Annotated in this window: 26 protein-coding genes; 6 read left to right on the plus strand and 20 right to left on the minus strand. The window is 65.1% G+C overall.

The window, feature by feature from the left end:
• Positions 1 to 223 precede the first annotated feature (223 nt).
• From ptsP to AC1KVG_RS17890, 13 genes are all read right to left on the minus strand, one after another.
• On the minus strand, positions 224 to 1,954 hold the full coding sequence (gene ptsP / locus AC1KVG_RS17830) for a phosphoenolpyruvate--protein phosphotransferase (protein ID WP_481095269.1): 1,731 nt from the start codon (positions 1,952 to 1,954) through the stop codon (positions 224 to 226).
• 58 nt (positions 1,955 to 2,012) lie between these two features.
• Entirely contained in the window at positions 2,013 to 2,282 is a 270-nt protein-coding gene (locus AC1KVG_RS17835; RefSeq protein WP_005913389.1) for an HPr family phosphocarrier protein, read from the minus strand.
• A complete protein-coding gene (locus AC1KVG_RS17840; protein WP_006451266.1) occupies positions 2,275 to 2,667 on the minus strand; it encodes a PTS sugar transporter subunit IIA in 393 nt (130 codons plus the stop codon). Before AC1KVG_RS17840 ends, AC1KVG_RS17835 begins: the two co-directional genes overlap by 8 nt.
• A 245-nt stretch (positions 2,668 to 2,912) precedes the next feature.
• A complete protein-coding gene (gene rapZ, locus AC1KVG_RS17845; protein ID WP_023904637.1) occupies positions 2,913 to 3,785 on the minus strand; it encodes an RNase adapter RapZ in 873 nt (290 codons plus the stop codon).
• Entirely contained in the window at positions 3,782 to 4,732 is a 951-nt protein-coding gene (gene hprK, locus AC1KVG_RS17850) for an HPr(Ser) kinase/phosphatase (protein ID WP_006451268.1), read from the minus strand. Before hprK ends, rapZ begins: the two co-directional genes overlap by 4 nt.
• Positions 4,729 to 5,187, minus strand: coding sequence for a PTS sugar transporter subunit IIA (locus tag AC1KVG_RS17855; protein WP_481095270.1), 459 nt, complete (start codon positions 5,185 to 5,187; stop codon positions 4,729 to 4,731). Before AC1KVG_RS17855 ends, hprK begins: the two co-directional genes overlap by 4 nt.
• 21 nt (positions 5,188 to 5,208) lie before the next feature.
• Positions 5,209 to 5,526: a ribosome hibernation-promoting factor, HPF/YfiA family gene (hpf, locus tag AC1KVG_RS17860; RefSeq protein WP_006451270.1), complete on the minus strand. Its 318-nt coding sequence runs from the start codon at positions 5,524 to 5,526 to the stop codon at positions 5,209 to 5,211.
• A gap of 87 nt (positions 5,527 to 5,613) precedes the next feature.
• The gene (locus tag AC1KVG_RS17865) at positions 5,614 to 7,053 is read right to left on the minus strand and encodes an RNA polymerase factor sigma-54 (protein ID WP_481095271.1); all 1,440 of its coding nucleotides are present in this window, start codon (positions 7,051 to 7,053) and stop codon (positions 5,614 to 5,616) included.
• A 40-nt stretch (positions 7,054 to 7,093) separates the two neighbouring features.
• Positions 7,094 to 7,813 carry an LPS export ABC transporter ATP-binding protein gene (lptB, locus tag AC1KVG_RS17870; protein ID WP_023904635.1) on the minus strand — a complete coding sequence of 240 codons (720 nt, stop codon included), beginning with the start codon at positions 7,811 to 7,813 and terminating at the stop codon, positions 7,094 to 7,096.
• Positions 7,813 to 8,376 (minus strand): lipopolysaccharide transport periplasmic protein LptA, encoded by a 564-nt coding sequence (gene lptA / locus AC1KVG_RS17875; protein WP_104550254.1) that lies wholly within the window; start codon positions 8,374 to 8,376, stop codon positions 7,813 to 7,815. The genes lptB and lptA overlap by 1 nt, the downstream gene beginning before the upstream one ends.
• Positions 8,354 to 8,929 carry an LPS export ABC transporter periplasmic protein LptC gene (gene lptC, locus AC1KVG_RS17880; RefSeq protein ID WP_023904633.1) on the minus strand — a complete coding sequence of 192 codons (576 nt, stop codon included), beginning with the start codon at positions 8,927 to 8,929 and terminating at the stop codon, positions 8,354 to 8,356. The genes lptA and lptC overlap by 23 nt, the downstream gene beginning before the upstream one ends.
• Positions 8,926 to 9,474, minus strand: a complete 549-nt coding sequence (locus AC1KVG_RS17885; protein ID WP_046933221.1) for a KdsC family phosphatase — start codon at positions 9,472 to 9,474, stop codon at positions 8,926 to 8,928. The genes lptC and AC1KVG_RS17885 overlap by 4 nt, the downstream gene beginning before the upstream one ends.
• A gap of 48 nt (positions 9,475 to 9,522) precedes the next feature.
• Positions 9,523 to 10,524, minus strand: coding sequence for a KpsF/GutQ family sugar-phosphate isomerase (locus AC1KVG_RS17890; protein WP_115040596.1), 1,002 nt, complete (start codon positions 10,522 to 10,524; stop codon positions 9,523 to 9,525).
• 53 nt (positions 10,525 to 10,577) lie between these two features.
• Here AC1KVG_RS17890 and AC1KVG_RS17895 point away from each other — a divergent pair, with 53 nt between their 5' ends.
• The 3 genes from AC1KVG_RS17895 (at position 10,578) to AC1KVG_RS17905 (ending at position 12,517) form a co-directional block, all read left to right on the plus strand.
• On the plus strand, positions 10,578 to 10,805 hold the full coding sequence (locus tag AC1KVG_RS17895; RefSeq protein WP_016905061.1) for a BolA family protein: 228 nt from the start codon (positions 10,578 to 10,580) through the stop codon (positions 10,803 to 10,805).
• A 117-nt stretch (positions 10,806 to 10,922) separates the two neighbouring features.
• A complete protein-coding gene (murA, locus tag AC1KVG_RS17900; RefSeq protein WP_074057366.1) occupies positions 10,923 to 12,197 on the plus strand; it encodes a UDP-N-acetylglucosamine 1-carboxyvinyltransferase in 1,275 nt (424 codons plus the stop codon).
• Positions 12,194 to 12,517 (plus strand): hypothetical protein, encoded by a 324-nt coding sequence (locus AC1KVG_RS17905; RefSeq protein ID WP_006449248.1) that lies wholly within the window; start codon positions 12,194 to 12,196, stop codon positions 12,515 to 12,517. The genes murA and AC1KVG_RS17905 overlap by 4 nt, the downstream gene beginning before the upstream one ends.
• A gap of 565 nt (positions 12,518 to 13,082) precedes the next feature.
• Here the strand turns inward: AC1KVG_RS17905 and AC1KVG_RS17910 are convergent.
• The 5 genes from AC1KVG_RS17910 to purM all read right to left on the minus strand — a co-directional run bounded on the left by AC1KVG_RS17910 (position 13,083) and on the right by purM (position 16,966).
• Positions 13,083 to 13,766 (minus strand): DUF3108 domain-containing protein, encoded by a 684-nt coding sequence (locus tag AC1KVG_RS17910; RefSeq protein WP_268214523.1) that lies wholly within the window; start codon positions 13,764 to 13,766, stop codon positions 13,083 to 13,085.
• A gap of 3 nt (positions 13,767 to 13,769) precedes the next feature.
• A complete protein-coding gene (locus AC1KVG_RS17915; protein WP_268214524.1) occupies positions 13,770 to 14,603 on the minus strand; it encodes a DUF3108 domain-containing protein in 834 nt (277 codons plus the stop codon).
• 66 nt (positions 14,604 to 14,669) lie between these two features.
• Positions 14,670 to 15,323: a phosphoribosylglycinamide formyltransferase gene (gene purN / locus AC1KVG_RS17920; RefSeq protein WP_115040592.1), complete on the minus strand. Its 654-nt coding sequence runs from the start codon at positions 15,321 to 15,323 to the stop codon at positions 14,670 to 14,672.
• Positions 15,324 to 15,360: 37 nt separating this feature from the next.
• Positions 15,361 to 15,819 (minus strand): hypothetical protein, encoded by a 459-nt coding sequence (locus AC1KVG_RS17925; RefSeq protein ID WP_115040591.1) that lies wholly within the window; start codon positions 15,817 to 15,819, stop codon positions 15,361 to 15,363.
• 13 nt (positions 15,820 to 15,832) lie between these two features.
• Entirely contained in the window at positions 15,833 to 16,966 is a 1,134-nt protein-coding gene (purM, locus tag AC1KVG_RS17930; RefSeq protein WP_481095272.1) for a phosphoribosylformylglycinamidine cyclo-ligase, read from the minus strand.
• 22 nt (positions 16,967 to 16,988) lie between these two features.
• Here purM and AC1KVG_RS17935 point away from each other — a divergent pair, with 22 nt between their 5' ends.
• From AC1KVG_RS17935 to hda, 3 genes are read left to right on the plus strand one after another with little or no spacing between them, the layout of a single operon-like run.
• Positions 16,989 to 18,101, plus strand: coding sequence for a DUF2066 domain-containing protein (locus AC1KVG_RS17935; RefSeq protein WP_481095273.1), 1,113 nt, complete (start codon positions 16,989 to 16,991; stop codon positions 18,099 to 18,101).
• The gene (locus AC1KVG_RS17940) at positions 18,098 to 19,267 is read left to right on the plus strand and encodes an AI-2E family transporter (protein ID WP_023904621.1); all 1,170 of its coding nucleotides are present in this window, start codon (positions 18,098 to 18,100) and stop codon (positions 19,265 to 19,267) included. Before AC1KVG_RS17935 ends, AC1KVG_RS17940 begins: the two co-directional genes overlap by 4 nt.
• The gene (gene hda / locus AC1KVG_RS17945) at positions 19,264 to 19,965 is read left to right on the plus strand and encodes a DnaA regulatory inactivator Hda (RefSeq protein WP_268214529.1); all 702 of its coding nucleotides are present in this window, start codon (positions 19,264 to 19,266) and stop codon (positions 19,963 to 19,965) included. The genes AC1KVG_RS17940 and hda overlap by 4 nt, the downstream gene beginning before the upstream one ends.
• A 1,095-nt stretch (positions 19,966 to 21,060) precedes the next feature.
• On the opposite strand, the gene murU is transcribed toward hda, so the two are convergent.
• Both murU and AC1KVG_RS17955 read right to left on the minus strand, forming a co-directional pair.
• On the minus strand, positions 21,061 to 21,771 hold the full coding sequence (gene murU / locus AC1KVG_RS17950; RefSeq protein WP_481095274.1) for an N-acetylmuramate alpha-1-phosphate uridylyltransferase MurU: 711 nt from the start codon (positions 21,769 to 21,771) through the stop codon (positions 21,061 to 21,063).
• Positions 21,768 to 22,790 (minus strand): aminoglycoside phosphotransferase family protein, encoded by a 1,023-nt coding sequence (locus tag AC1KVG_RS17955; RefSeq protein ID WP_481095275.1) that lies wholly within the window; start codon positions 22,788 to 22,790, stop codon positions 21,768 to 21,770. The genes murU and AC1KVG_RS17955 overlap by 4 nt, the downstream gene beginning before the upstream one ends.
• Between the last annotated feature and the right edge of the window lie 57 nt (positions 22,791 to 22,847).

The following is a 22,847-nucleotide window of genomic DNA, read 5'->3' on the forward strand; positions in this document are numbered from 1 at the left end:
GCTTGCGCATGGTGACGAAACATACAGTGCCGCGCGCGACGCGCTTGAACATCGCCTGCGCGATGCAGCCGCCAAGCCGGAGCGGCTGAAAAAAACCTGGCGAGCGGTCGTCAGCTGGAGAAGGGACGGCGCGCTCGGAGCCGGCGTCTATCCGCGATACATGAGGATGCCGAGTATCGGCTGCACCCGTCTGGCGGTGAGCGCAGCAGGTTTGCTGGTGCTCTCAGCGCAGCAAACCCTGCGCAACGGCCGCCAACCACTTCTCGATGCCCTTGCGGTCGCGCGCGCGCAGCAGTTTTTCGCCCTGCACGCGCAACTCCCCCAGGTGGATGTCGCGCACTGCACGGCGCACTTCCAGCAACGTGGCCGGATGCAGGCTGAACTCGGTGAGCCCCAACGCCAGCAACATCGGCACGAAACGTGGGTCGCCGGCGATCTCGCCGCACACCGCCACCGGTTTGCCATACGCGCGCCCGGTGGCGATCACCTGCGCGATCAAGCGCAGCACCGCCGGATGCAATGGCGAATACAACTCGCCCAAGGCCTCGTTGTTGCGATCCACTGCCAGCAGGTACTGCACCAGATCGTTGGTGCCGATCGACAAAAAATCGATATCGTCGATAAAGCAGTCCAGCGCCAGGGCCGCAGCCGGCACCTCGATCATCGCGCCCAGCGGAATGTGCTCGGCGATCTCGTGGCCTTGTTCGCGCAGTTGCAGTGCCAGCTTCTTGATCTGCCGACGCAGCAGCTGGATTTCCTCACGGCCGCTGACCATCGGCACCAGGATGCGCACCGGCCCGTAGCCTGAGGCACGCAGGATCGCGCGCAATTGCGCCTGCGCCACCGCAGGGCGGGCCAGCGACAGCCGCACGCCGCGCAACCCCAGCGCCGGGTTGTCTTCGTCGCTCAGGGTCAGGCCGGTGCGGTCGGCCTTGTCGGCGCCCAGATCCAGCGTGCGGATGGTGACCGGGCGGCCGCTCATGCCCAGCACGGTGTCGCGATAGGTGTGGAACTGTTCGTCTTCGTCCGGCAGCTCGTTGCGCTGCAGGAACAAAAATTCAGTGCGATACAGGCCAAGGCCGCTGGCACCGAGCGCATGCGCTTTTGCCACGTCTTCCAGCGATTCGGCATTGGCCAGCAGCGTGATATCGACGTTGTCGCGCGTGCGCGTGGGTTTGGAACGCAGCCGGCCCAGCTCGCGCTGTTCCTTGGCCAGCGCGCGCAGACGCTCGCGGTAGTCGCGCAGATGCTCGGGCTTGGGATCGACGATCACCTGGCCCGAACCGGCATCGACGATCAAGACATCGCCATCGTCGATCCGTTGCAGCGCATCGCTCACGCCCACCACCAACGGCAGGTGCAGGCTGCGTGCCAGGATCGCGCTGTGCGACAGCGTGTTGCCGGCTGTGGTGACGATGCCGACCACGCCCTGCGATTGCAGCTGCGCCAGTTCGGACGGCGCCACGTTGTCGCAGACCAGGATTTCGCCGGCCACGCCCTTGAGGTCGGGCGCGCGCTTGTGCAAGAACGCGTGGATGCGGCCGATCACGTGATCCAGATCGTCCATGCGGCTTTTGAGGTACGCATCCTCCATGCCGTCGAACACCGCCGCCAGCCGGTCGCGCTGCACGCGCAAGGCGTAGTCGGCGCTGTAGCGATGGGTGCGGATCAACTCGTCCAGACCTTGCAGCAGCTCCGGGTCGTCGAGCAGCAATGCATGCAGCTCGAGGAATTCGCCGACCTCGCGCGCCAGCGCGCCATGCAGGCGGTCGCGCAGTTGCTGCATTTCGGTGCGCGCCGCTTCGATGGCCACATGCAAACGCTGCAGCTGCGTTTCCACCTGGTTGGCGGGCACGCGCTGCTCGGCGATTTCCAGCATGTGGCTCTGGCGCACGCGTGCGCGCCCGAGTGCGTTGCCGCGCGAGGCACCGTGTCCGCGCAAGCGCAGACTCATGCGCGGCCTTGGCGCGGCCGCGTGGTGTCCGTGTGCACCGCAGCGAGGTGGCGCATGCTCAGCTGTCCTCGTCGAAGCGACGCTCGAACAGGTCCACCAGCGCCTGCAAGGCCTCGGCTTCGTCCTCGCCATCCAGGCGCACCACCACGCTGGTGCCTTGGCCGGCGGCGAGCAACATCACGCCCATGATGCTCTTGGCATTCACCTCGCGGCCCTTGGCCGCCAGGGTGGCATTGCTGCGATAGGACGACAGCGTCTGCACCAGCTTGGCGGTTGCCCGCGCATGCAGTCCGAGTCGGTTGGAAACTATGAGTTCGCGTTCAAGCATCGTCGATGATCGCTCCGTTGCGGGTGCCTGCCGCCGCGGTGGCGGGCAGCTCCTGCAAACCTTGTTCGGGGTAGTTCATCACCCGCAGCAGCATCGGCAGGCTCAGCGCGGACACCCGGCGAACCGGCGTGCCCAGCTTGGCCAACCGGTTGGCGAGATTGCTGGGGCTGGCGCCATACAGGTCGGTCATGACCAGCACGCCGTCGCCACTGTCGACCCGACGCATCGCAGATGACGCCTGGGGCAGCAAGGCGTCCAGGTCTGCATCCAGCGGTACATCGAATGCTTCGGTCTTCAGCGGCAAATGCCGCAACAGCCCCGTCGCCACGTTCAATAACGCCGCGCCGATGCCGGGATGAGTAATGAGGAGAATGCCACAGGCCATGCCGAAACGTTAACAGGTCGGCATGACCGCGCGATAGCGTTTGCCGGCACCGATGTGTTGCGAGATGAATAGCCGTTTAGGCGAGCGCTGCAGTTCGCCTCTGTTGGGCAGCAGCACCGGAATGCATTGCGAAGTTGCAGCAACCATCTATTTTTGCAGACCTCGCAGAACTGCAAGGCACCGCTTTAACGAATCCCCAATTCCAAATCCCGAATCCCGAATCCCGAATCCCGAATCCCGAAAACTCAATCCTGCTCGCGATGGAACGTCGCCACTTCCGGCCAGCCCTGTTCGCGTGCATGCCGCGCCATGCGCTCGGCCAGATACACCGAGCGGTGCTTGCCGCCGGTGCAGCCGAAGGCGATGGTCACGTAGCTGCGGGTGTCGTTGCGCAGCCGCGGCAGCCAGGTATCGAGCAGGTCCACGATCTGCGCGCTGTAGCGCACCACATCGGGCTCCTTGTCCAGATACTCGCGCACCCCGGCATCGCGGCCGGTCAGCGGGCGCAGCTCCGGGTCCCAATGCGGATTGGGCAACACGCGCGCATCGAATACGAAGTCGGCCTCGGCCGGCACGCCGCGTTTGTAGGCGAAGGATTCGAACAGCAGCGAGAGCCGGTCGCTGGTGCCGAGGGCGAACTCGGTGACCACGCGGCGACGCAGCTGGTGCACATTGAGCGCGCTGGTGTCGATGATGGCATCGGCCTGCGCGCGCAGCGGTTCGGTCAACTGACGCTCGCGGGTGATCGCTTCCGGCAACGCCAGGCCGAGGTGGCTGAGCGGATGGCGGCGGCGGGTGTCGGCATAGCGCTTGATCAGCGCCTCGTCGCTGGCTTCGAAAAACAGCAGCCGTGCTTCGATGCCGTATTCCTGCGCGGCCTGGCGCCATTGCGCCAATTGGGTGAGATCGCTGCGGCTGCGCACATCGATGCCTACCGCCAGTCGCTGATCGCCGAGCGGGTTGCCACGCAGGCGGCTGCGCACGAAATCCGGCAGTAGCTCCACCGGCAGATTGTCCGAGCAGTAGTAATCCAGATCTTCGAAGGTCTTCAACGCGACCGATTTGCCCGAGCCGGACAGCCCGCTCACGATCATCAACGTGGAGGGCGCGGTACTCATGGCGTGCGTCGCTCCAGCAGGTTGCTATGGCGGGCGATGAACATCGCCGCCGGGTCGATGCCCTTGGTGCGCAGGATATGCAGCCGCGTTGCCGCCTCGGTCAGCACCGCCAGGTTGCGGCCGGGCATCACCGGGAGGGTGATCAGCGGTACGTCCAGATCCAGCACGTGGCGGCTGCCGGAATCGCCGGTCAGACGCTCGTAACCGGACGGGGTGGGCTCGGTCATCGGGCGGGTCAGGTGCACGATCAGGCGCAGGTACTTGTTCTTCTTCACCGCGGTGTCGCCGAACATGTCGCGCACGTTCAGCACGCCCAGGCCGCGCACTTCCAGCAGGTCCTGCAGCAATTCGGGGCAGGTGCCATCGAGCACATCGGGGGCGATCTGGGTGAACTCTGGCGCGTCATCGGCCACCAGGCGGTGGCCGCGGCTGAGCAGTTCCAGCGCCAGCTCGCTCTTGCCCGACCCCGCCTCGCCGGTGATCAGCACGCCGATCGAATAGATCTCCATGAACACGCCATGCAGCGTGACCCGTGGCGCCAGCGTGCGCGCCAGGTGGTAGGACAGATGATTGAGCAGTTCGTGGCCGCGCTTGGGCGAGATCCACAACGGCGTACCGGATTCGTCCGCGGCCGCGCGCAGGTCTTCCGGGCACGACTGATTCTTGCTGAGCGCCAGCGCCAGCGGCTGCACCTGGATGATCTTCTCGATCGTCTCCCAGCGCTGGCGTGCATCCAGCGAGTCCAGCCAAGCCAGCTCTTCGGTGCCCAGGATCTGCACCTTGTTGGGGTAGATAACATTGAGATAGCCGGCCAGCGACGGACGCCGCGCATTGTTGCTGCCGGCTTCGATCTCGCGGTGCTCGCCTTTCTGGCCGGCCACCCAGCGCAGCGCCAGTTTGTCGCGCTGCTGGTCGAACAGTTCGCGTGCGGTGATGCTGGTATTCATGCGGCGCTGGCCTGTGGTGGTGGCGCGTCGACGAGCAACGCCATCAAGGCGTCCGCATTGGGTGCGGCGCGCAATTGCAGGCGAAATTCCGCATCCGAGAAGCGCTCGGCCAGTTCCGACAGCAGCATCAGATGTTGATGGGTGTAATGCGCAGGCACTGCCATCGCGAAGATCAGATCCACCGGTTCATCGCCGCCGAAGGCCACCGGCGTGTTCAGTCGCAGCAGCGCGCCGCGTGGCTCGGTGAGGTTGGGGCAGCGCCCATGCGGAATGGCGATGCCGTGGCCGATGGCGGTGCTGCCCAGCGCCTCGCGTTCGCACAGGTTGGCGTAGAGCTCGTCGGCGCCGGCCTGACGACAGGACAGCAGATCGGCAGCGGTATGCAGGACAGTGTCGCGATCGGCGGCCGGCGACACCACGGTGCGCACGGCCGCCATCAGATCGGTTAAAGGCATGAGGGCATCAAGCGAGAAGCGTCATGCGAGATTGTCGCGCACCTCGCGTGCGTGGTGGTTACATTTCTTTTCTTTGTGCTTGAGCACCAGGCGGTCGAGCTTGTCGACCAACAGGTCGATGGCCGCATACATGGTGGAGCCGCTGGCATCTGCGTGCAGGGTGCGACCGGGAAGGTTGACGGTGGCGACCACGTGGTGGTCTGGCTTGCGAACGGCCAGCTGCGTTCGAACTTCACAGTGCTGGTCGAAATGGCGCTGCAGTCGCTGCAGCTTGCTTGCCACGTACTCCCGCAGGGCGGGGGTCACTTCAAGCTGGTGGCCATACGTCTCGATACGCATCGGATACCTCCATTGGTCGGTGGGCCAATGAACCTTTCCGGTGGTCCGACAAACCCGGCACAGGCCGGCGTTGCGGTGGTTGCAACGTCAGGCGATGCGCACGCGTTCGTGGGAGGCGGAAATGTTCATGGCTTCACGATACTTCGCAACGGTGCGCCGCGCTACAGGTACGCCGGAAGTTTTCAGCAGATCTGCCAACTTGGCATCGGATAACGGCTTGCGCGGGTTTTCCGCATCGATCAGACGTCGGATCATCGCCTGAATGGCGGTGCTGGATGCCTCGCCGCCGCTGTCGGTGTCGATGCCGGAGGCGAAGAACGAGCGCAGCGCAATGGTGCCGCGCGGGGTGCGCACGTATTTGCGGGCGATCGCGCGGGAAATGGTCGATTCGTGCAGGCCGAGCTCGCCGGCGATCTCGCGCAGGGTCAACGGACGCAAGGCCTGCGCGCCGAATTCCAGAAACCCGGACTGGTGCTTCAGCAGACAGCGCACCACCCGCAGCAGGGTTTCGCCGCGCGCTTCCAGGCTCTTGAGAAGCCAGCGCGCCTCCTGCAGCTGCCCACGCAGATAGCCGGCATCGGACTCGCCACAGCTGCGGATCAGGTTCTCGTAGCCGCGGTGGATGGTGACCTTGGGCTGCGCGCGACCGGCCAGCGAGGCCCGCCATACGCCGCGCTGGCGCCAGATCACGCAGTCCGGCACCACGTAGGCGTCCTGCGACAGGTCGCCGATCTGCTTGCCCGGGCGCGGGTCCAGCGAGCGCACCAGTTGCACCGCCTGGTCCACGTCGGCGGTGGAGCGCTTGAGTTCGTGCGCCAGCCCGGCCACACCGCTGCGCGGCAGACGCTCCAGCGGGCCGGCGACGATCTGCAACGCCAACTCGCGGCCCGGGGTGGCGGGGTCGAGCACGGCCAGTTGCAGCGCCAGGCATTCGCCAAGGTTGCGCGCGCCCACACCCACCGGGTCGAAGCGCTGGATCTGGTGCAGCACGGTGAGCACTTCGGCCTCGTCCACCGCCGCGCCGAGCGCGAGCGTTTCGAGGATGGCTGACAGCGGTTCGCGCAGGTAGCCGTCTTCGTCCAGCGCGTCGATCAGCATCGCGCCGATCTGGCGGTCGCGTGGCGACAGTGGCGACAGATGCAACTGCCACAGCAGGTGATCGGCCAGTGTTTCCGACTCGGCCACCCGCTCGGCGGCATCGCCGGACTCGTCGTCGTCGAAGCTGCCGCCGCTGCCCGAGCCGGTCCACTGCAGTTCGTCCTGCGACCAGTCGTCGTCGCGCTCTGCAGGCGTCGGGTCTTCGCGTGGGGTGTCGTCGGTGGAGGAAGCCGACGATGATGCGATCGGCGATTCGCTGGCCGCATGCGCGGCTTCGTCGGCCCACTCCAGCAGCGGATTGGTCTCCACCGCTTCGGCGATTTCCAGTTCCAGCTCGGTGGTGGACATCTGCAATAGCTTGATCGCCTGACGCAATTGCGGCGTCATGACCAACTGTTGTCCTAGCGATGTCTGAAGCCGGGCTTTCATGCAGGCACTGACTGAGAAAATCGATGGCGCGGCGACGCGCTCAAAGGCGGAAAGTTTCCCCCAGATACACGCGACGGACGTCGGGATTGGCTAGCAATGCATCTGGTGCCCCCTGCGCCAGCACGCCCCCCTCAGCGAGAATATACGCGCGATCGCAGATTCCCAAGGTTTCGCGCACGTTGTGATCGGTGATCAACACGCCGATGCCGCGTTCCTTGAGGTGGATGATGATGCGCTGGATCTCGCCGACAGAAATCGGATCCACGCCGGCAAAGGGTTCGTCGAGCAGCATCATGCGCGGCTTGGCGGCCAACGCGCGCGCGATTTCGCAACGGCGTCGCTCGCCACCGGACAGGCTGGCGCCCAACTGGTCGGACACATGGGTGATCTGCAGTTCTTCCAGCAGCGAGGTCAGTTCCTTCTCGCGCCCCGCACTGTCCAGGTCTTCTCGCAGCTCCAGCACCAGGCGGATGTTGTCGGCCACGGTGAGCTTGCGGAAGATCGAGGGCTCCTGCGGCAGATAACCGACGCCCAGTTTGGCGCGCGCGTACATCGGCTCGGCGGTGAGGTCGCGGCCGTCCAGCTCGATCCGCCCGGCATCGGCCTCGACCAGGCCGACGATCATGTAGAAGCAGGTGGTCTTGCCGGCGCCGTTGGGGCCGAGCAGGCCGACCACTTCGCCGGCCTCAAGCGTGAGGCCGAATTCCTTGACCACTTCGCGTTGCTTGTACTTCTTGCGCAGACCGGTGGCGACCAGCATTACTTCTTCCCCTGCGGCTTGGCCGCGGCGGGCTTGGCGGCGGGTGCCGGAGCAGGCGTCGCCGCCGCAGGCGCCGCATTCTTCGGCTGGATGATGGTGCGCACGCGGCTGCCGTCGCCGCCGCTCTGCATGTTGCCGGTCTTGGTGTTGTAGACCATGCGCTGGCCGGCGTTGGTGCCCTTGGGCGAGTCGACCTTGTAATTGCCGGTCAGCACGATGACTTCGTTGGCGACCTGGTATTCGATGTTGTCGGCCTGGCCGTTCATCATCGCGCCGTCGTCCATCTGCTGCTTGAGCGTGGCCTGCTTGCCGACCAGCACCACACGGTCGGTCTGGCCGTTCTTCTGGAAGATATCGGCGGTGTCGGCGTGGATTTCCAACGTGCCCTGGGTGATCACCACATTGCCGCTGAAGCGGCACTTGCCGCTGTCATCGAGCATGTTGCAATCGTTGGCGTTGGAATCGATCGCCATCGGCTGATTGCGGTCGCTGGTCTTGGCCATCGCAAGGGCGGGCAGCAGCAGCGCGGCAAACGCCAGTTTAGCGGGCAGCATTCGGTTCATAGCGGGTCTTGACCTGAGAAAGGAGCTTGTACTGGCGTGATTTGAGGTCGGCCTCGAAGCCGACCCCGCTCTGCATGATACCCGGCCGGCTCATGCTCACCGGGGCGGCGGTCTTGGCGAGGTTCTGCTGCGGGAACACGTCCAGGCTCTGGGTGCGGAACGTGGTCGGCGGCGTCGCGCCGGTGGTGGGGCTGTCGCCGGACACATCGCCACGCAGGCGTAGTTCGTCGCCCTTGGGACTGATCCAGCCGGTCTTGGAACGTAGCGTCCACGGCTGGTTGGCGTTGTCGGGCAGCAGAAACACCGGCGTGGTGATGTCCGAGGTCTGGTCGGCGCGGTTGCGGTGCATTTCCGGCGCACGCAGCGTCATCGATTCCTTGCCGGTTTGCTTGTCCAGCGCAATCAGTTCGAAATCGCGCAACACGTAATCGGCGCGCGAGTCGTCGACCGCCGCCGCCACCGGGCGGGCGCGCTGTTGCCAGGCCGACCAGCCGGAGATCACGGCTGCGGCGAACAGCACCACGCCCAGGGTGGTGCGCCAGTTCCAGCTCATGCGGAGAACCTTTCGATGATGCCTTCGACCTGGCCTTGCGCGGCCAGCACCACATCGCAGACCTCGCGTGCGGCACCTTCGCCGCCACGGGCCTGGGTGTGCCACTGCACGCGCTCGGCGATCCACGGATGGGCGTTGGCGGGCGCCACCGGCAGGCCGACCGCCAGCAAGGCGGGCAGGTCGGGCAGGTCGTCGCCCATGAACAGCACCTGGTCCAGCGACAGGCCGTGCTCCTGGCACAGGGCCAGCACGGCCAGGCGCTTGTTCTTGACCCCGATCTGCACATGCAGGCCCAGATCTTGGCCGCGCTTTTCCGCCGACAGGCTGGCGCGCGCGGTGATCAGCGCGACATGGATGCCGGCGTGGTCGAGCTGCTTGAGCCCCTGGCCGTCGAGCACGTTGAAGGATTTGCTCTCGTTACCGGCGTGGTCGTAATACAGGCGGCCGTCGGTCAGGGTGCCGTCGACGTCGAAACAGGCCAGACGGACGCGCGCGGCGCGGTCGATCAGCTCGGCGGGCAGGTGCTGCAGTGGGGAATAGGGCATCGGTATGAATCGGTAAGAACGGGGTTCCAACGTTTGAAACTGAACCTGTTAAACCACCTTGGCGCGCAACAGGTCGTGAATGTTCAATGCGCCGACCGCGCGCTGCTGCGCATCGACCACGATCAAACCGTTGATCTTGTAATCCTCCATCAGCCGCGCGGCCTCGGCGGCCAGCTGGTCGGCGCCGATGGTGCGGGGGTTGCGCGTCATCACCTGCGCAATGCCGGCGCTGCGCACGTCGATGTCGCTGTCCAGCGCGCGGCGCAGGTCGCCGTCGGTGAACAGACCGATCAGCCGCCCCTCGTTGTCCACCACCGCGGTCATGCCCAGCCGCTTGCGGCTCATTTCCATCAACGCCTCGCTCAGGCTGGCGTCCTCGCGCACGCGCGGCAGGTCATCGCCGCTGTGCATCACATCGGTGATATGCAGCAGCAGGCGCCGGCCCAGGCTGCCGGCCGGATGCGAGCGCGCAAAGTCATCGGCGGTGAAGCCGCGCGCATCGAGCAGCGCCACGGCTAGTGCATCGCCCATCGCCAGCGAGGCGGTGGTGCTGGAGGTGGGCGCCAGATGCAGCGGGCAGGCTTCGGCGGAGACGCTCACGTCCAGATGCACATCGGCAGCCTGGGCCAGCGAGGAGTTCGGCCGGCCGGTCATGGCGATGATCGGGTTGCCCTGGCGCTTGAGCACCGGCAGCAGCATGCGCACTTCGTCCGATTCGCCCGAGTACGACAGCGCCAGCACGATGTCGGCCTCGGTGATCATGCCTAGGTCGCCATGGCCGGCTTCGCCGGGATGCACGAAGAACGCCGGGGTGCCGGTGGAGGCGAGGGTGGCGGCGATCTTGCGCGCGATATGCCCGGACTTGCCCATGCCTGTGGCCACCACGCGCCCACGCGAGGCCAGTACCAGCCGGCAGGCCGCGGCGAAGTCGCTGCCGATCCGCGCGCCTACGCCGGCCAGCGCCTCGCGCTCGATCTCGAGCACGCGCTGGCCGCTGGCGACCAGGCTGGCGTCGCTGACGGTGGCGGTGGGCAGGTGCGAGACGGCCATGCGGGACTCGGGTGAAGAGTAGAATGTGCGCTCATTTTATGAGGAAACGCCCTTTGGACGCCGAAACCATCCGTAAACTCATCGAATCCGGCTTGCCCGAAGCCCGCGTCGACGTGCACGGCGACGACGGCGTGCACTTCGAGGCGACCGTGATCAGCCCAGCATTCGCCGGCAAGGCGCCGTTGGCGCGCCACCGCATGGTCTACGCGACCCTGGGCGAGTTGATGGGCGGGGCGATCCACGCGCTGCAGCTCAAGACGCTGACCCCCGACGAAGGCTGAGCGGTTGTCGGGCCTTGGCTGGTCGGGCTGTTCATCCGCCTCGATCGCAAGCGCCCGACAGGCTCCCGGCGACTCATCTCATTCCCCCGACATCCTTTTCAGATTCCCTGAGATCCCATGGCAAAAATCGTAGTGACCGGCGGCCAAGCGCTGCACGGTGAGGTCAATATTTCCGGCGCCAAGAACGCGGTGCTGCCAATCCTGTGCGCGACCCTGCTGGCCGATGCGCCGGTGGAGATCAGCAACGTGCCACACCTGCACGATGTGATCACCACGGTGAAGCTGCTCAGCGAGCTCGGCGCCGAGGTCACCATCGACGAAGGCACGCTGGCCAAGGGCCGCTCGATCCTGGTCGACCCGCGCTCGGTCACCCACCAGGTCGCGCCTTACGAGCTGGTCAAGACCATGCGCGCCTCGATCCTGGTGCTGGGCCCGCTGCTGGCGCGCTACGGCAACGCCGAAGTGTCGCTGCCTGGCGGTTGCGCGATCGGCTCGCGTCCGGTCGACCAGCACATCAAGGGTCTGCAGGCGCTGGGTGCGGACATCAACGTGGAAAACGGCTACATCAAGGCCACCAGCAATGGGCGTCTGAAGGGTGCGCGCTACGTGTTCGACATGGTCAGCGTCACCGGCACCGAGAACGTGCTGATGGCTGCGGTGCTGGCCGAAGGCACCACGGTGCTGGAGAACGCAGCGATGGAGCCGGAAGTCACCGACCTGGCCGACTGCCTGATCGCGCTCGGTGCGCAGATCGAGGGCGCCGGCACGCCGCGCATCGTGGTACAGGGCGTCGAGCGCCTGGGTGGCGGGCACCACGCGGTGCTGCCGGATCGTATCGAGACCGGCACCTTCCTGGTCGCTGCGGCGATGACCGGCGGCAGCGTCACCGTGCGTCGCGCGCGTCCGGACACCCTGGATGCGGTGCTGGACAAGCTCACCGAAGCCGGCGCGACGATCACCACCACCGCCGACAGCATCACCCTGGACATGCACGGCAAGCGCCCGCGCGCAGTGAGTCTGACCACGGCGCCGTACCCGGCATTCCCCACCGACATGCAGGCGCAATTCATGGCGCTCAACTGCGTGGCCGACGGTGTGGGCGTGATCAACGAAACCATCTTCGAAAACCGCTTCATGCACGTCAACGAACTGCTGCGGCTGGGTGCGGATATCCAGGTCGAAGGCCACACCGCGATCGTGCGCGGCGCCGAACGCCTCAGCGGCGCGCCGGTGATGGCAACCGATCTGCGCGCTTCGGCGTCGTTGATCCTGGCCGGGCTGGTCGCCGACGGCGACACCACCATCGATCGCATCTACCACCTGGACCGTGGTTACGAAAACATCGAGGAGAAGCTGGGGGCGCTGGGCGCGACCATCCAGCGCACCGCATGATCCTGCGCGGACGCTTCACCACCCGCCGCAAGGTGTTGCTTGGCGTGATCGTGCTGATCCTGGCGTGGCTGGCCTACGCCTGGTCGGTGGGTATGGCGATCACCCAAGGCGTCGAGTTCAAGGATATGGACTGGAACAACGACGGCACCGCCAGCCGTGACGAGATTGCGCAGTCGTTCTATGCGGTGGCGGTGAAAAAGACGGTCGAAGGCAAGCGCCATTGCGACCTGTTCTATTGGCGTAGCACCGATGCGCAGATCCGCGTGGATTGCCGCACGGTGTTCAGTACTGGCGATGACAAGGCTGCGGCCAAGCCCTGAGGGGTGATAGGTGGGTGCGGATGGATCACCTTTGGAGCAAGTGATCAGTCTGTGCGGACAGATCACTTGTGGAGCGGCTGATCTGCTGTTTGGCTGCATGGTCCTTGCCCGCCCACCATCGCAGGACACGCCGCAAGTACGTCCGTGTAGGCTCTTACGCGGCATCCATGCCGCGTAAGGTCCCGCGACGGTGAGCGGGCAAGGACCAGTCGAGAGTGTCGGTGTGCATGGTGCAAGCAAGGCACGAGATCCGCGTTCGGATAACGGCGCTTTTTGTCATCTTTCCAACGCAAGCCGATCGACGGCCAAGCTTGTAATAAAGCAACCGGTTAACTCTGCTTGCAAGAAAGCAACCGATTAATTCTCTGGTGCGGTGTCCTCGCCGATTGCGGGACCGTGTGGCGGCATGGATGCCGCCACCGAGCCACCAGGGACGGGTTCACGGCGTGTCCCGCGAGCGGTGAGGGCACCGCGCCCTCGACTCAGTAAGCGTTTGACTGCACTAAACAATTTTACGACCGTAACTACGCTGGCAATGAAGCCTCTGGTCGAAGCTTTGGCGCGCTCAGCGCAGCGCCTTGATGGTCAGGTCTAGCGCGTCCTGGCCCTTTTCCTTCTGCAGTAAACGCGCCGGCACCGGTAGGTCCTTGACCACCCAGGCGATCAGTTCCTTGTCGCCGTCCACGCGCGACACCTTGGTCGCCTGTTCCTGTTTGCCGTTGACGGTGATGGTTTCCTTGCCGACAACCTTGTAGCTCATCGGCTTGATGCGGCCTTCGTCCACCATGCGGTAGTTGAGCGGCTTGCCGGCGGCCAGGTCGCGGGTGATCGCCAGGTTGATCAGCAATGCATCCATGTCGCCCGGCTGCAGTTTGACCGGGCCGCGACGGTCTGGCTTGATGTCGCCGCCCCAGGTGGCCTGGCTGGTTTTCCAGTCGTAATTGGCAGTGACGTTGCGGCGCTTGACCATCATCGACGAGGTGTCGTTGCTGCTGACCGGGCGCAGTTGACCGTTGCTCTCTTCGAACACGGTGCTCTGGGTCAGATTGGCCAGCTGGTTCTGGATGGTGAGCGTGTAGCGCCACTGCTTGTCGCCGGCCGCGGCCAGGGTCATGGTGCCGTTGGCCTGCATGCCCATGTAGTTGGCCGAATAATCGGCCTGGAACGGCTGCACGGCGAATGCGGGCAGGCTGGCCACGGTCAGTGCGGCAGCGGCAATCAGCGAAGATGTGCGGGAAATGGATTTCATGGCTCAGGCTCCTTGGTATTCGACCAGGCGCAGATCGACCTGATCCTCACCTTTGTCACGTTGCAGGATGCGCACCGGCGTGGGAACCCCGTTGGCGATCCAGAGGATGGTTTCGTTGTCGCCGCTGTTGACGCGGTACACGCGCAACGCGTCGTAGCTCAGATCGCCGACCTGCACCACTTCGGTGGCATCTGCGACCTTGTAATCGTATTTGCGCACCCGGCCGACATCGACGTAGCGATAACTCAGGCTGCGCCCGGGTTGCGCATCTCGCATCAGCGACAGGTTCAACGACAGCGCGCTCTGATCGCCACGCTGCAGCGGAATCGGCTGTTGGCGCTCTTTCTTCAGATCGCCGTCCCACTGCGCGCTGGCGGTCTGCCAGTTGTAGACGCCGGTGACCTTCTTGCCGAAGAACATCGCCTTGCGCACGGTGCTCTGGCTCAGCGGCACATAGGTGTCGCCATCGACCTGGAACACGGTGCTCTGCTCCAGGTTCAACCCCAGGATGCTGGCAAAGCCCTTGCGGCCGCGCACCGACATGTCGATGCGCCACTGGCTGCCCTCGCCGTGGCTGACCTGCATGGTGGCATCGCCGGCTTCCTTGCCGCGATAAAACGCCTGGTAGGTCGCAACGAAGGGTTGCAGTGGCGGTGGCGTCCAGGTGCTGGCAGGCAGTGCAGCTGCAGAGGCCGGCGCAGCCGGCGGTGCCGCAACCGGGGCAGGAGCAGGAGTAGCTGGCGCAGGCACGGCAGGGGCCTGTTGCGCACGGCCGGTACCGGCTTGGGCGAGCAGGGCGGTGGTCAACAGCGCGGCGGCGATCGGGATGACGTTCATGCGCTGAGAGCGGGGCACGGGGCCCGCGAGGATGTCCGAGGCAGGATGAGGAGGGCGTATCCGCATTCAGGCGAGTGCGGTGTCATCGGACTCTAGTCGCAGTGGCGTAAACAGGCACTGACCGTCGATGTGGACGCCATCGTCGTGCACCGCCACGCGCCCGCTGGCGAGCAGGTTCAGCGTGGCCAGCAGCAACGGGTGTTCGCGCGCGAGCACGCGGGCGGCCAGCTGCTCGGCGGTGTCGTCGGGCAGCACCGGCACGCGCGCCTGTGCGATCACCGTGCCGGCATCCAGTTCCGGCACCACCAGATGCACGCTGGCGCCATGCTCGGCATCGCCGGCCTCCAGTGCGCGGGCGTGGGTGTGCAGGCCGCGGTACTTGGGCAGCAGCGAGGGGTGGATATTGAGCATGCGCCCGGCGAAGCGACGCACCAGCGGCTCGCCGAGGATGCGCATGTAACCGGCGCAGATCACCCAATCCGGCTGCGCGGCGGCGATGGCATCGCCCAACGCGGCGTCGAACGCAGCGCGGTCGGCGAAGTCGCGCGGGCTGGCGCTCCAGCGCCGTTCCTCGCCCACCTTCTGCAGGACCGGCGCCTGCGGGCGATCGGAAAACACCCCGACCACCTCTGCCTGCAGGCGGCCGCAGGCGATCGCATCGAGGATGGCTTGCAGATTGCTGCCGCGGCCGGAAGCCAGCACGGCCAGACGCAGACTCATTCGGTCGGATTCGCTGATGTCATGGGGGCAGTGCGCGTCACGCTGCGGTGGCGGTCGGAGCGAACAAGGTCTTGACCTGCGGGCGCAGCAGCACCACCAGGGTAAACACGCCGACGACGGTGCCGAACGGCATGAAGGAGCAGGAAATGCCGGCCACAATCAGGCACAGCAGATGCCGTCTGCGCTGGGCAATGCAGCGGCCCGCGTAGGCCATGAACGCCGCTAGCGTCAGGCCGCAGCCAATGAACACAGCCGCGAACGCCACGAAGAACCAGCCGAACAATCGCGGATCCATTGATGGTGCGTCCGCATTGGCATTTGTCATGGGCAGGTGCCCAGTGATGATTGCAATGCCCATGAATAGATGGATCAACGGGAAAAGCGAAAACAGGGCAGTGATGGCGGCCAGCACATAGTGAAAGATCGACAGCAGTTTCAGATGCTGGAGATCGTCAGCGCTGGCCGATGCCGGCAGTGCGCGTGGGGAAGCGTCCATGCAGTCTCCTGGATCAGCCGATCCGCACGCGCTCATCTCCCTGCGCCGTCACTACCTGGCCAATGCGCCAATGCGCCAGCGACTGCGCATCCAGCGCCTGCTCCAGCGCGGCGGCCTGCTCGGGCGCGGCGATCAGCACGAAGCCGATGCCGCAGTTGAAGGTGCGCCACATTTCGGCATCGGCCACCGCGCCTTCGCGCTGCAGCCAGGCGAATACCGTCGGCAGCGTCCAGGCCTTGGCGTCGATGTCCAGGCCCAGACCATCGGGAATCACCCGGATGATGTTTTCGGTCAGCCCGCCGCCGGTGATGTGCGCCATGGCGTGGATCGTCTGGCCGTGCGACTTGAGCAGCGCCAGGATCGGCTTGACGTACAGCGCGGTCGGCGCCATCAGTGCGTCGATCAATTTGACGCCATCGTCCAGCACCAGCTCGGCCGGCGAGCCGGCACGCTCGTAGATCTTGCGGATTAGCGAATAGCCGTTGGAATGCGGGCCCGAAGAGGCAATGCCGATCAGCACGTCGCCTGCGCGCACCTGCGCGCCGTCCAGCAACTGCGATTTTTCCACCGCGCCCACGGTGAAGCCGGCCAGGTCGTATTCGCCCGGCGGATACATATCGGGCATCTCGGCGGTTTCGCCGCCGATCAGGGCGCAGCCGGACAGCTCGCAGCCGCGCGCAATGCCGCCGACCACGGCCGCGGCGGTGTCCACGTCCAGCTTGCCGGTAGCGAAGTAGTCCAGAAAGAACAGCGGCTCGGCGCCCTGCACCAGCACATCGTTGACGCACATGCCGACCAGGTCGATGCCGATGGTGTCGTGCCGGCCCAACTGCTGTGCCAGCTTGAGCTTGGTGCCGACGCCGTCGGTACCGGACACCAGCACCGGCTCCTTGTACTTGCCCGACAGGTCGAACAAGGCGCCAAAACCGCCCAGGCCACCCATCACCTCCGGCCGGAAGCTGCGCTTGACCAGCGGCTTGATGCGTTCGACCAACGCGTTGCCGGCATCGATGTCGACACCTGCCTCACGGTAGGTCATGGGCGAGGGATTGGAAGGCGTTGGGCTGGTCACGGGCGGGGAGGGCTCGACGGTAAAGGCGGCGATTTTAGCAGCCACGTTGGCGCTGGCGTCCCATTCGGGCAACAATTCACCCGGATACGCTTAAGTCATGGAACCGTCGATGCGCCGCAGTCTCGCTTTCTTTCTCGCCCTCATGGTCGCCGTGCCCGTGCTGCCGGCCTTCGCACAGGCCGATCTGCGTACCGAAGGCGATGTTGCCAAGGCGCAAAGTGCCTACGATGCCGAAGTGCCGGTCAACAGCCAGAGCGAGTCCGATCGCCCTGGCGCCCTGGCGCGCGCGCTGGGCGCGGTACTGGGCAAGGTCTCCGGCGACCGCGGCGCGATGAGCCGCCCCGGGGTGTCGCAAGCGCTGCGCAATGCGCCCAACTACGTCGAACACTACGACTACCGCCAGGATCAGGGCACCTCGCGCACCGGTGCGCCCACCTTCCGTACCACTCTGGTGGCGCGCTTCCGGCAAACCGATGTGGATAGTCTGATCGCGGCGCTGGGTTTGCCGGTGTGGCCGCTGCCGCGTCCCAAGCCGGTGCTGTGGTTGGCCATCGACGACGGCAGCGGCCCGCGTCTGGTCAGCGTGACCCAGGCCAATGCCGCGCGCAGCGTGCTGGACCGCGCCATCGAGCGTGGCTACCGGCTCGGCCTGCCAAGTGGCGCGGCCGCCGAGCAGGCACTGGCCGGCGCGATTTGGCGCAAGGACACCGCTGCGGTGTCGCGCGCATCGGCAAAATACAGCCCGCCGATGCAGCTGATCGGCAAGCTCTACCGCACCGACGCCGGTTGGACTGCCGATTGGGTGTTCGTCGACAACGGCAACGTGCTGTCCAGCTGGACCAGCAACGATGGCGACGCGCGTCGCGCGATGGCCGCCGGTGCCGACGGTGCGGCTGATGCGTTGGTCAAGCGCTATGCCAAGCGGGTGGACTCGGGCGTGCCCGGCGTCTATCGCGCGGTGATCACCGGTATCACCAGCGCTGACGATTACTTGCGTGTCTCGGCCGCGCTGCAGGGCGTGTCGGTGGTGCGCAGCATCCGCCCGGTCAGCGCCAACGGCGACCGCATGGAAGTGGATCTGGAATTGCTCACGGGCATTTCCGGCCTCAACCGTATGCTCGGCGACAACAGCCCCTTGGTACCGGTGTCGGTACCGACCGAGGGCCCGATCATTCTCGAAAACGAGCACGCCGAGTACCGCCTGAAATGACTTTGACTCCCGAAGCCGAAATTGCCCTGTTCCTGCGCCGCCTCAAATGGGTGGCGGTGATTGTCGGCGTGCTGTGGGTGGTCTCGCTGCTGTCGCCGATCCTGACGCCGTTCGTGCTGGCGCTGCTGCTGGCCTGGCTGGGCGACCCGCTGGTGGATCGCATCGAGCGCGCCGGGCGTTCGCGCAACATGGCGGTGTCGTTGGTGTTTGTGCTGGCGTTGCTGTTGTTCGTGCTGGCGCTGATGATTCTGGTGCCGATGATCGAGCGCCAGATCATGACCTTGATCGACGCGCTGCCGCAGATGCGCACCTGGGCGATCAGTACCGCGATTCCGTGGCTGGAAGCCAAGACTGGTGTGGAGCTGATGGGCTGGCTGGACCCGGAGCGTCTGATCGACTGGATCCGTAGCCATTGGGAGCAGGCCGGCGGCGCCGCCAAGACGTTCTTCGGTTACGTACAGCGCTCGGGCTTTGCGATGGTGACCTGGGTGATCAACCTGGCGCTGCTGCCGATCCTGGCGTTCTACTTCCTGCGCGACTGGGACCGCCTGGTCGAGCGCGTGGCAGCGGTCATCCCTCGTGCCTACATCGGCACCGTGAGCCGGCTGGCGCTGGAGTCCAACGACGTGCTCGGCGGCTTCATCCGCGGCCAGTTCCTGGTGATGCTGGCGCTTGGCGTGATCTACGCCACCGGCCTGTCCATCATCGGGCTCAATCTGGGGCTGCTGATCGGCATCATTGCCGGCTTCATCAGCTTCATTCCGTATCTGGGCGCCACCACCGGCATCGTGCTCGCCTTGCTGGCGGCCGTGGTACAGGCACAGGGTCTGGATCTGAAGCTGCTGATCGGCGTGGGCGTGGTGTTTACGGTCGGCCAGTTGCTGGAAAGCTATGTGCTGACCCCGCGTATCGTCGGCGACAAGATCGGCCTGCATCCGGTGGCGGTGATCTTCGCAGTGATGGCGGGCGGCCAGTTGTTCGGCTTCCTCGGCATGCTGCTGGCGCTACCGGTGGCAGCGGTGGCCAACGTATTGCTGCGCTACGCACATGAGCAGTACACCCACAGCGATCTGTACGCAGGCGAGCGCGCCGGCATCGTGCTGCAATCGGGTACTACCGAGCGCAGCGTGATCGTCGAACCCGGCAAGGACGCAGATCGATTGTGAGTGTTCCGCAGTTGCCACTGGCGTTGCGCGCGCCGCCCGATCAGCGCTTCGATAGTTACATCGCCGCGCCCGAAGGGTTACTCGCGCAATTGCAGGCCTTGGCTGCGGGGCAGGTGAGCGACTGGCTGTATCTGGCTGGCCCCGCCGGTACCGGCAAGACGCATTTGGCGTTGTCGCTGTGCGCGGCGGCCGAGCAGGCCGGCCGCGCTTCTGCCTATCTGCCGCTGCATGCGGCGGCAGGTCGATTGCGCGATGCGCTCGAAGCACTGGAAGGGCGTAGCTTGGTCGTGCTGGATGGTCTGGACACCATTGCCGGGCAGCGCGACGACGAAGTGGCCTTGTTCGATTTCCACAACCGAGCGCGCGCTGCCGGCACGACGCTGCTGTACACCGCGCGGCAGATGCCCGATGGCCTGGCGTTGGTACTGCCGGATCTGCGCTCGCGGCTGTCGCAATGCATCCGCATCAGCCTGCCGGTGCTCGACGATGCGGGGCGTGCTGCGGTGTTGCGCGATCGTGCGCAACGGCGCGGGCTGGCATTGGACGAAGCGGCAATCGACTGGCTGCTGACCCATAGCGAACGCGAACTGGCCGGGCTGGTGGCCTTGCTGGATCGGCTGGATCGCGAATCGCTGGCTGCCAAGCGCCGTATCACGGTGCCGTTTTTGCGGCGGGTGCTTGAGGATCGTGGGTCTTAGAGCGGCTGAGAAACGACTGCGTTTACCGCGTGTTCCGAGGGGTGCTGAACGCTACTGATAGATCAGTTTCAGAGCGGCTGATCTGGTGTTTGGCTGCAGGGCCCTTGCCCGCTCACCATCGCGGGACACGCCGCAAGTACGTCCATGTAGGCTCTTACGCGGCATCCATGCCGCGTAAGGTCCCGCGACGGTGAGCGGGCAAGGGCCAGTCGAGATGGTCGGTACGCATGGTTGCAAGCAAGGCATGACGGGTGCTGTTTGAATAATGCCGCGTCCGATCAGCTTCGCAACGCAACGAGATCAACAGGCAGGCTTTCAACAAAGTAACCGGCTCACTTTCTGGTGCGGTGTCCTCGCCGATTGCGGGACCGTGTGGCGGCATGGATGCCGCCACCGAGCCTCCACGGACGGATTCACGGCGTGTCCCGCAAGCGGCGAGGGCACCGCGCGCTCGACTGACCATGCTTTTGACTTACAGCGTTTGAATGCGTCTAAACAATATAAGTCGCTATCTTTGTTGCTGTGAGCTGATTGAACGGTGTTGATGCGTCGGTTGCAGAGCGTCTGATCTGCGGTTTGTCTGCAAGGCCCTTAGCCCGCCCACCCTCGCGGGACACGCCGCAAGTACGTCCGTGTAGGCTCTTACGCGGCATCCATGCCGCGTAAGGTCCCGCGACGGTGAGCGGGCAAGGACCAGTCGAGATGGTCGGTGCGCATGGTTGCAAGCAAGGCGTGACGGGTGCTGTTTGAATAACGCCGCGTCCGATCAGCTTCGCAACGCAACGAGATCAACAGGCAGGCTTTCAACAAAGTAACCTGCTCACTTTCTGGTGCGGTGTCCTCGCCGATTGCGGGACCGTGTGGCGGCATGGATGCCGCCACCGAGCCTCCACGGACGGATTCACGGCGTGTCCCGTGAGCGGCGAGGGCACCGCGCACTCGACCAACTAGGCTGTTGGCCCAAGCATTCGACTGCATTTAAACGCCGCGACGAGTTGAAATCTCGGCGGCCAACACGTTGCCGCCATCGATACAACCTTCAAGAGGTTTTGTCAGCCGCTCTCGATTGCGGATTTTTGCAGCTGTATGGTGCGATCAGCTGCCGTCGTGCAGCAGTTCAGCATTCAGTTCCGCCAACCGCTGCGGTGTGCCCACATCGGTCCAGCGCCCCGGATGGTGGATGCCGTCGATCCAACCTGCTGCCATCTGCGCGCGCAGGATCGGTGCCAGCGCAAACCGCGATGCCATGCCGGTCTGCTCTGGTTGCTGGCCGATGATCGATTGCCAATCGCGCAACAGTGCAGGCCGATAGACACCGATGCCGGCGTAAGTGTGGGTTGCGGGCAGATCGGCGCTGACCTTGCCATCAGCCTGCAACGCGAAATCCGCTCGTGCCGCATACGCAGGTTGATCGACCAGCACCAGTTGCGCCAGTCCTGCCGGCGCGCTCGACAGCCGCGCGAAATCGAAGTCGGTCCAGATATCGCCATTGACCAACAGAAACGGGGCGTCGCCCAGCAGCGGCAACGCATGCAGCATGCCGCCGCCGGTCTCCAGCGGTGTGGCGCCCTCGTAGGAATAGGTCAGGCGCAGCCCGAACGCACTGCCGTCGCCCAGTACTTGCGGAAATTGCTCGGCCAACCACGAGGTATTGATCACTACCTCGTCTACGCCCAGCGCGGCCAGCTTGTGCAGATGCCAGACGATCAGCGGCGTGCCGCCGACCTTCAACAACGGCTTGGGCGTGCGTTCGGTGAGCGGGCGCATGCGCTCGCCAAATCCGGCCGCGAAGATCAGGGCCTTCATGCGCCGGCCTGCGTGGAGCGTGCCGCCAAGACAGGTTTGACCAGGTCTTCCAGTAGCCCGATCAGCGGCGCCAGTTCGCTGTAGCGCGGCAGCACTTCGTCCAGATAGGCGATGAAGCGCGGCACGTTATCCAGATACCAATGTTTGCCGTCGCGATGGCTCAGGCGCGAAAAAATGCCCAGATTCTTCAGGTGCCGCTGCACGCCCATCCAGTCCGCATCGCGCAGGAAGTGCGCCAGCGGCGGCACCGGTAATCCGGCCGCTAGGGCACGTGCGTGATAGCGCTGCAGCCAACTATCCACGCGTGCGATCGGCCAGCTGACCGAGGTGTCCTTGAACAGACTGATCGGGTCGTAGGCGATCGGGCCGATCACGCAGTCCTGAAAATCCAGCACCGCCGGTCCATTGCTGACCGGCATCAGATTGCGCGGCATGAAATCGCGATGGGTGAACACGCGCGGCTGCGCCAGTGCGTTGTCCATCAAACGGCGCTGCACCAGTTGCAGTTGCTCGGTGTGCTCGCAGCCCAGCTGCAGCCCCAGATGGCGACCGAGAAACCATTCTTCGAACAGGCCGGCATCGCGTTGCAGCAGCGCCTCGCCGAATACACCGCTGTCGGCGGGCGGTGGAATGCGCTGCAGCAGCAACAACTGATCGATCGCGTCATCCAGCAATACATCGGCATTGGCGTCGGTCAGTACCTGCGCCAGCGTCGGTACGCCCAGGTCCTCCAACAGCAAGAATCCGGTTTCAAGATCTTGCGCAAGCACTAGCGGCACGCGCACGCCGTGCTCGCCGAGCAGTGCATGCATGCGCAACCACGGCGCCACATTTTCCAGCTCGGGTGGCGCATCCATCAGGATGCGATCCATGCCGCTCCCTTGGGTGCGCCAATAACTGCGAAATCCCGCATCGACCGACGCACGTTGCAGGGTGGCCTGCGAATCATCCAGCGTGTGCCGCGCCCATTGCAGACGGAGCGCATCGCGCGCGGTATCGGGAAGCAACGATGACGTCATGAGTAAATGCTGTGTCGTGAAGTGAGGCGCCGCCACGTCAGAGTGGCGGCGGGTCGA

It is taken from the genome of Xanthomonas sp. NCPPB 3959, assembly GCF_056675575.1.

Coding starts and splice junctions, on each gene's coding strand:
- AC1KVG_RS17890 (WP_115040596.1), bottom strand. CDS start 10,524: ATGGCCGTCTCGCACCTGCCCACCGCCACCGTCAGCGACGCCAGCCTG.
- hpf (WP_006451270.1), bottom strand. CDS start 5,526: ATGCGTATCGAGACGTATGGCCACCAGCTTGAAGTGACCCCCGCCCTG.
- lptA (WP_104550254.1), bottom strand. CDS start 8,376: ATGAACCGAATGCTGCCCGCTAAACTGGCGTTTGCCGCGCTGCTGCTG.
- lptB (WP_023904635.1), bottom strand. CDS start 7,813: ATGCTGGTCGCCACCGGTCTGCGCAAGAAGTACAAGCAACGCGAAGTG.
- ptsP (WP_481095269.1), bottom strand. CDS start 1,954: ATGAGTCTGCGCTTGCGCGGACACGGTGCCTCGCGCGGCAACGCACTC.
- AC1KVG_RS17915 (WP_268214524.1), bottom strand. CDS start 14,603: ATGAACGTCATCCCGATCGCCGCCGCGCTGTTGACCACCGCCCTGCTC.
- purN (WP_115040592.1), bottom strand. CDS start 15,323: ATGAGTCTGCGTCTGGCCGTGCTGGCTTCCGGCCGCGGCAGCAATCTG.
- AC1KVG_RS17840 (WP_006451266.1), bottom strand. CDS start 2,667: ATGGCCTGTGGCATTCTCCTCATTACTCATCCCGGCATCGGCGCGGCG.
- AC1KVG_RS17835 (WP_005913389.1), bottom strand. CDS start 2,282: ATGCTTGAACGCGAACTCATAGTTTCCAACCGACTCGGACTGCATGCG.
- murA (WP_074057366.1), top strand. CDS start 10,923: ATGGCAAAAATCGTAGTGACCGGCGGCCAAGCGCTGCACGGTGAGGTC.
- lptC (WP_023904633.1), bottom strand. CDS start 8,929: ATGAGCTGGAACTGGCGCACCACCCTGGGCGTGGTGCTGTTCGCCGCA.
- AC1KVG_RS17855 (WP_481095270.1), bottom strand. CDS start 5,187: ATGCCTTTAACCGATCTGATGGCGGCCGTGCGCACCGTGGTGTCGCCG.
- AC1KVG_RS17905 (WP_006449248.1), top strand. CDS start 12,194: ATGATCCTGCGCGGACGCTTCACCACCCGCCGCAAGGTGTTGCTTGGC.
- AC1KVG_RS17935 (WP_481095273.1), top strand. CDS start 16,989: ATGGAACCGTCGATGCGCCGCAGTCTCGCTTTCTTTCTCGCCCTCATG.
- murU (WP_481095274.1), bottom strand. CDS start 21,771: ATGAAGGCCCTGATCTTCGCGGCCGGATTTGGCGAGCGCATGCGCCCG.
- AC1KVG_RS17865 (WP_481095271.1), bottom strand. CDS start 7,053: ATGAAAGCCCGGCTTCAGACATCGCTAGGACAACAGTTGGTCATGACG.
- AC1KVG_RS17940 (WP_023904621.1), top strand. CDS start 18,098: ATGACTTTGACTCCCGAAGCCGAAATTGCCCTGTTCCTGCGCCGCCTC.
- hprK (WP_006451268.1), bottom strand. CDS start 4,732: ATGAATACCAGCATCACCGCACGCGAACTGTTCGACCAGCAGCGCGAC.
- AC1KVG_RS17955 (WP_481095275.1), bottom strand. CDS start 22,790: ATGACGTCATCGTTGCTTCCCGATACCGCGCGCGATGCGCTCCGTCTG.
- AC1KVG_RS17925 (WP_115040591.1), bottom strand. CDS start 15,819: ATGGACGCTTCCCCACGCGCACTGCCGGCATCGGCCAGCGCTGACGAT.
- AC1KVG_RS17910 (WP_268214523.1), bottom strand. CDS start 13,766: ATGAAATCCATTTCCCGCACATCTTCGCTGATTGCCGCTGCCGCACTG.
- rapZ (WP_023904637.1), bottom strand. CDS start 3,785: ATGAGTACCGCGCCCTCCACGTTGATGATCGTGAGCGGGCTGTCCGGC.
- AC1KVG_RS17885 (WP_046933221.1), bottom strand. CDS start 9,474: ATGCCCTATTCCCCACTGCAGCACCTGCCCGCCGAGCTGATCGACCGC.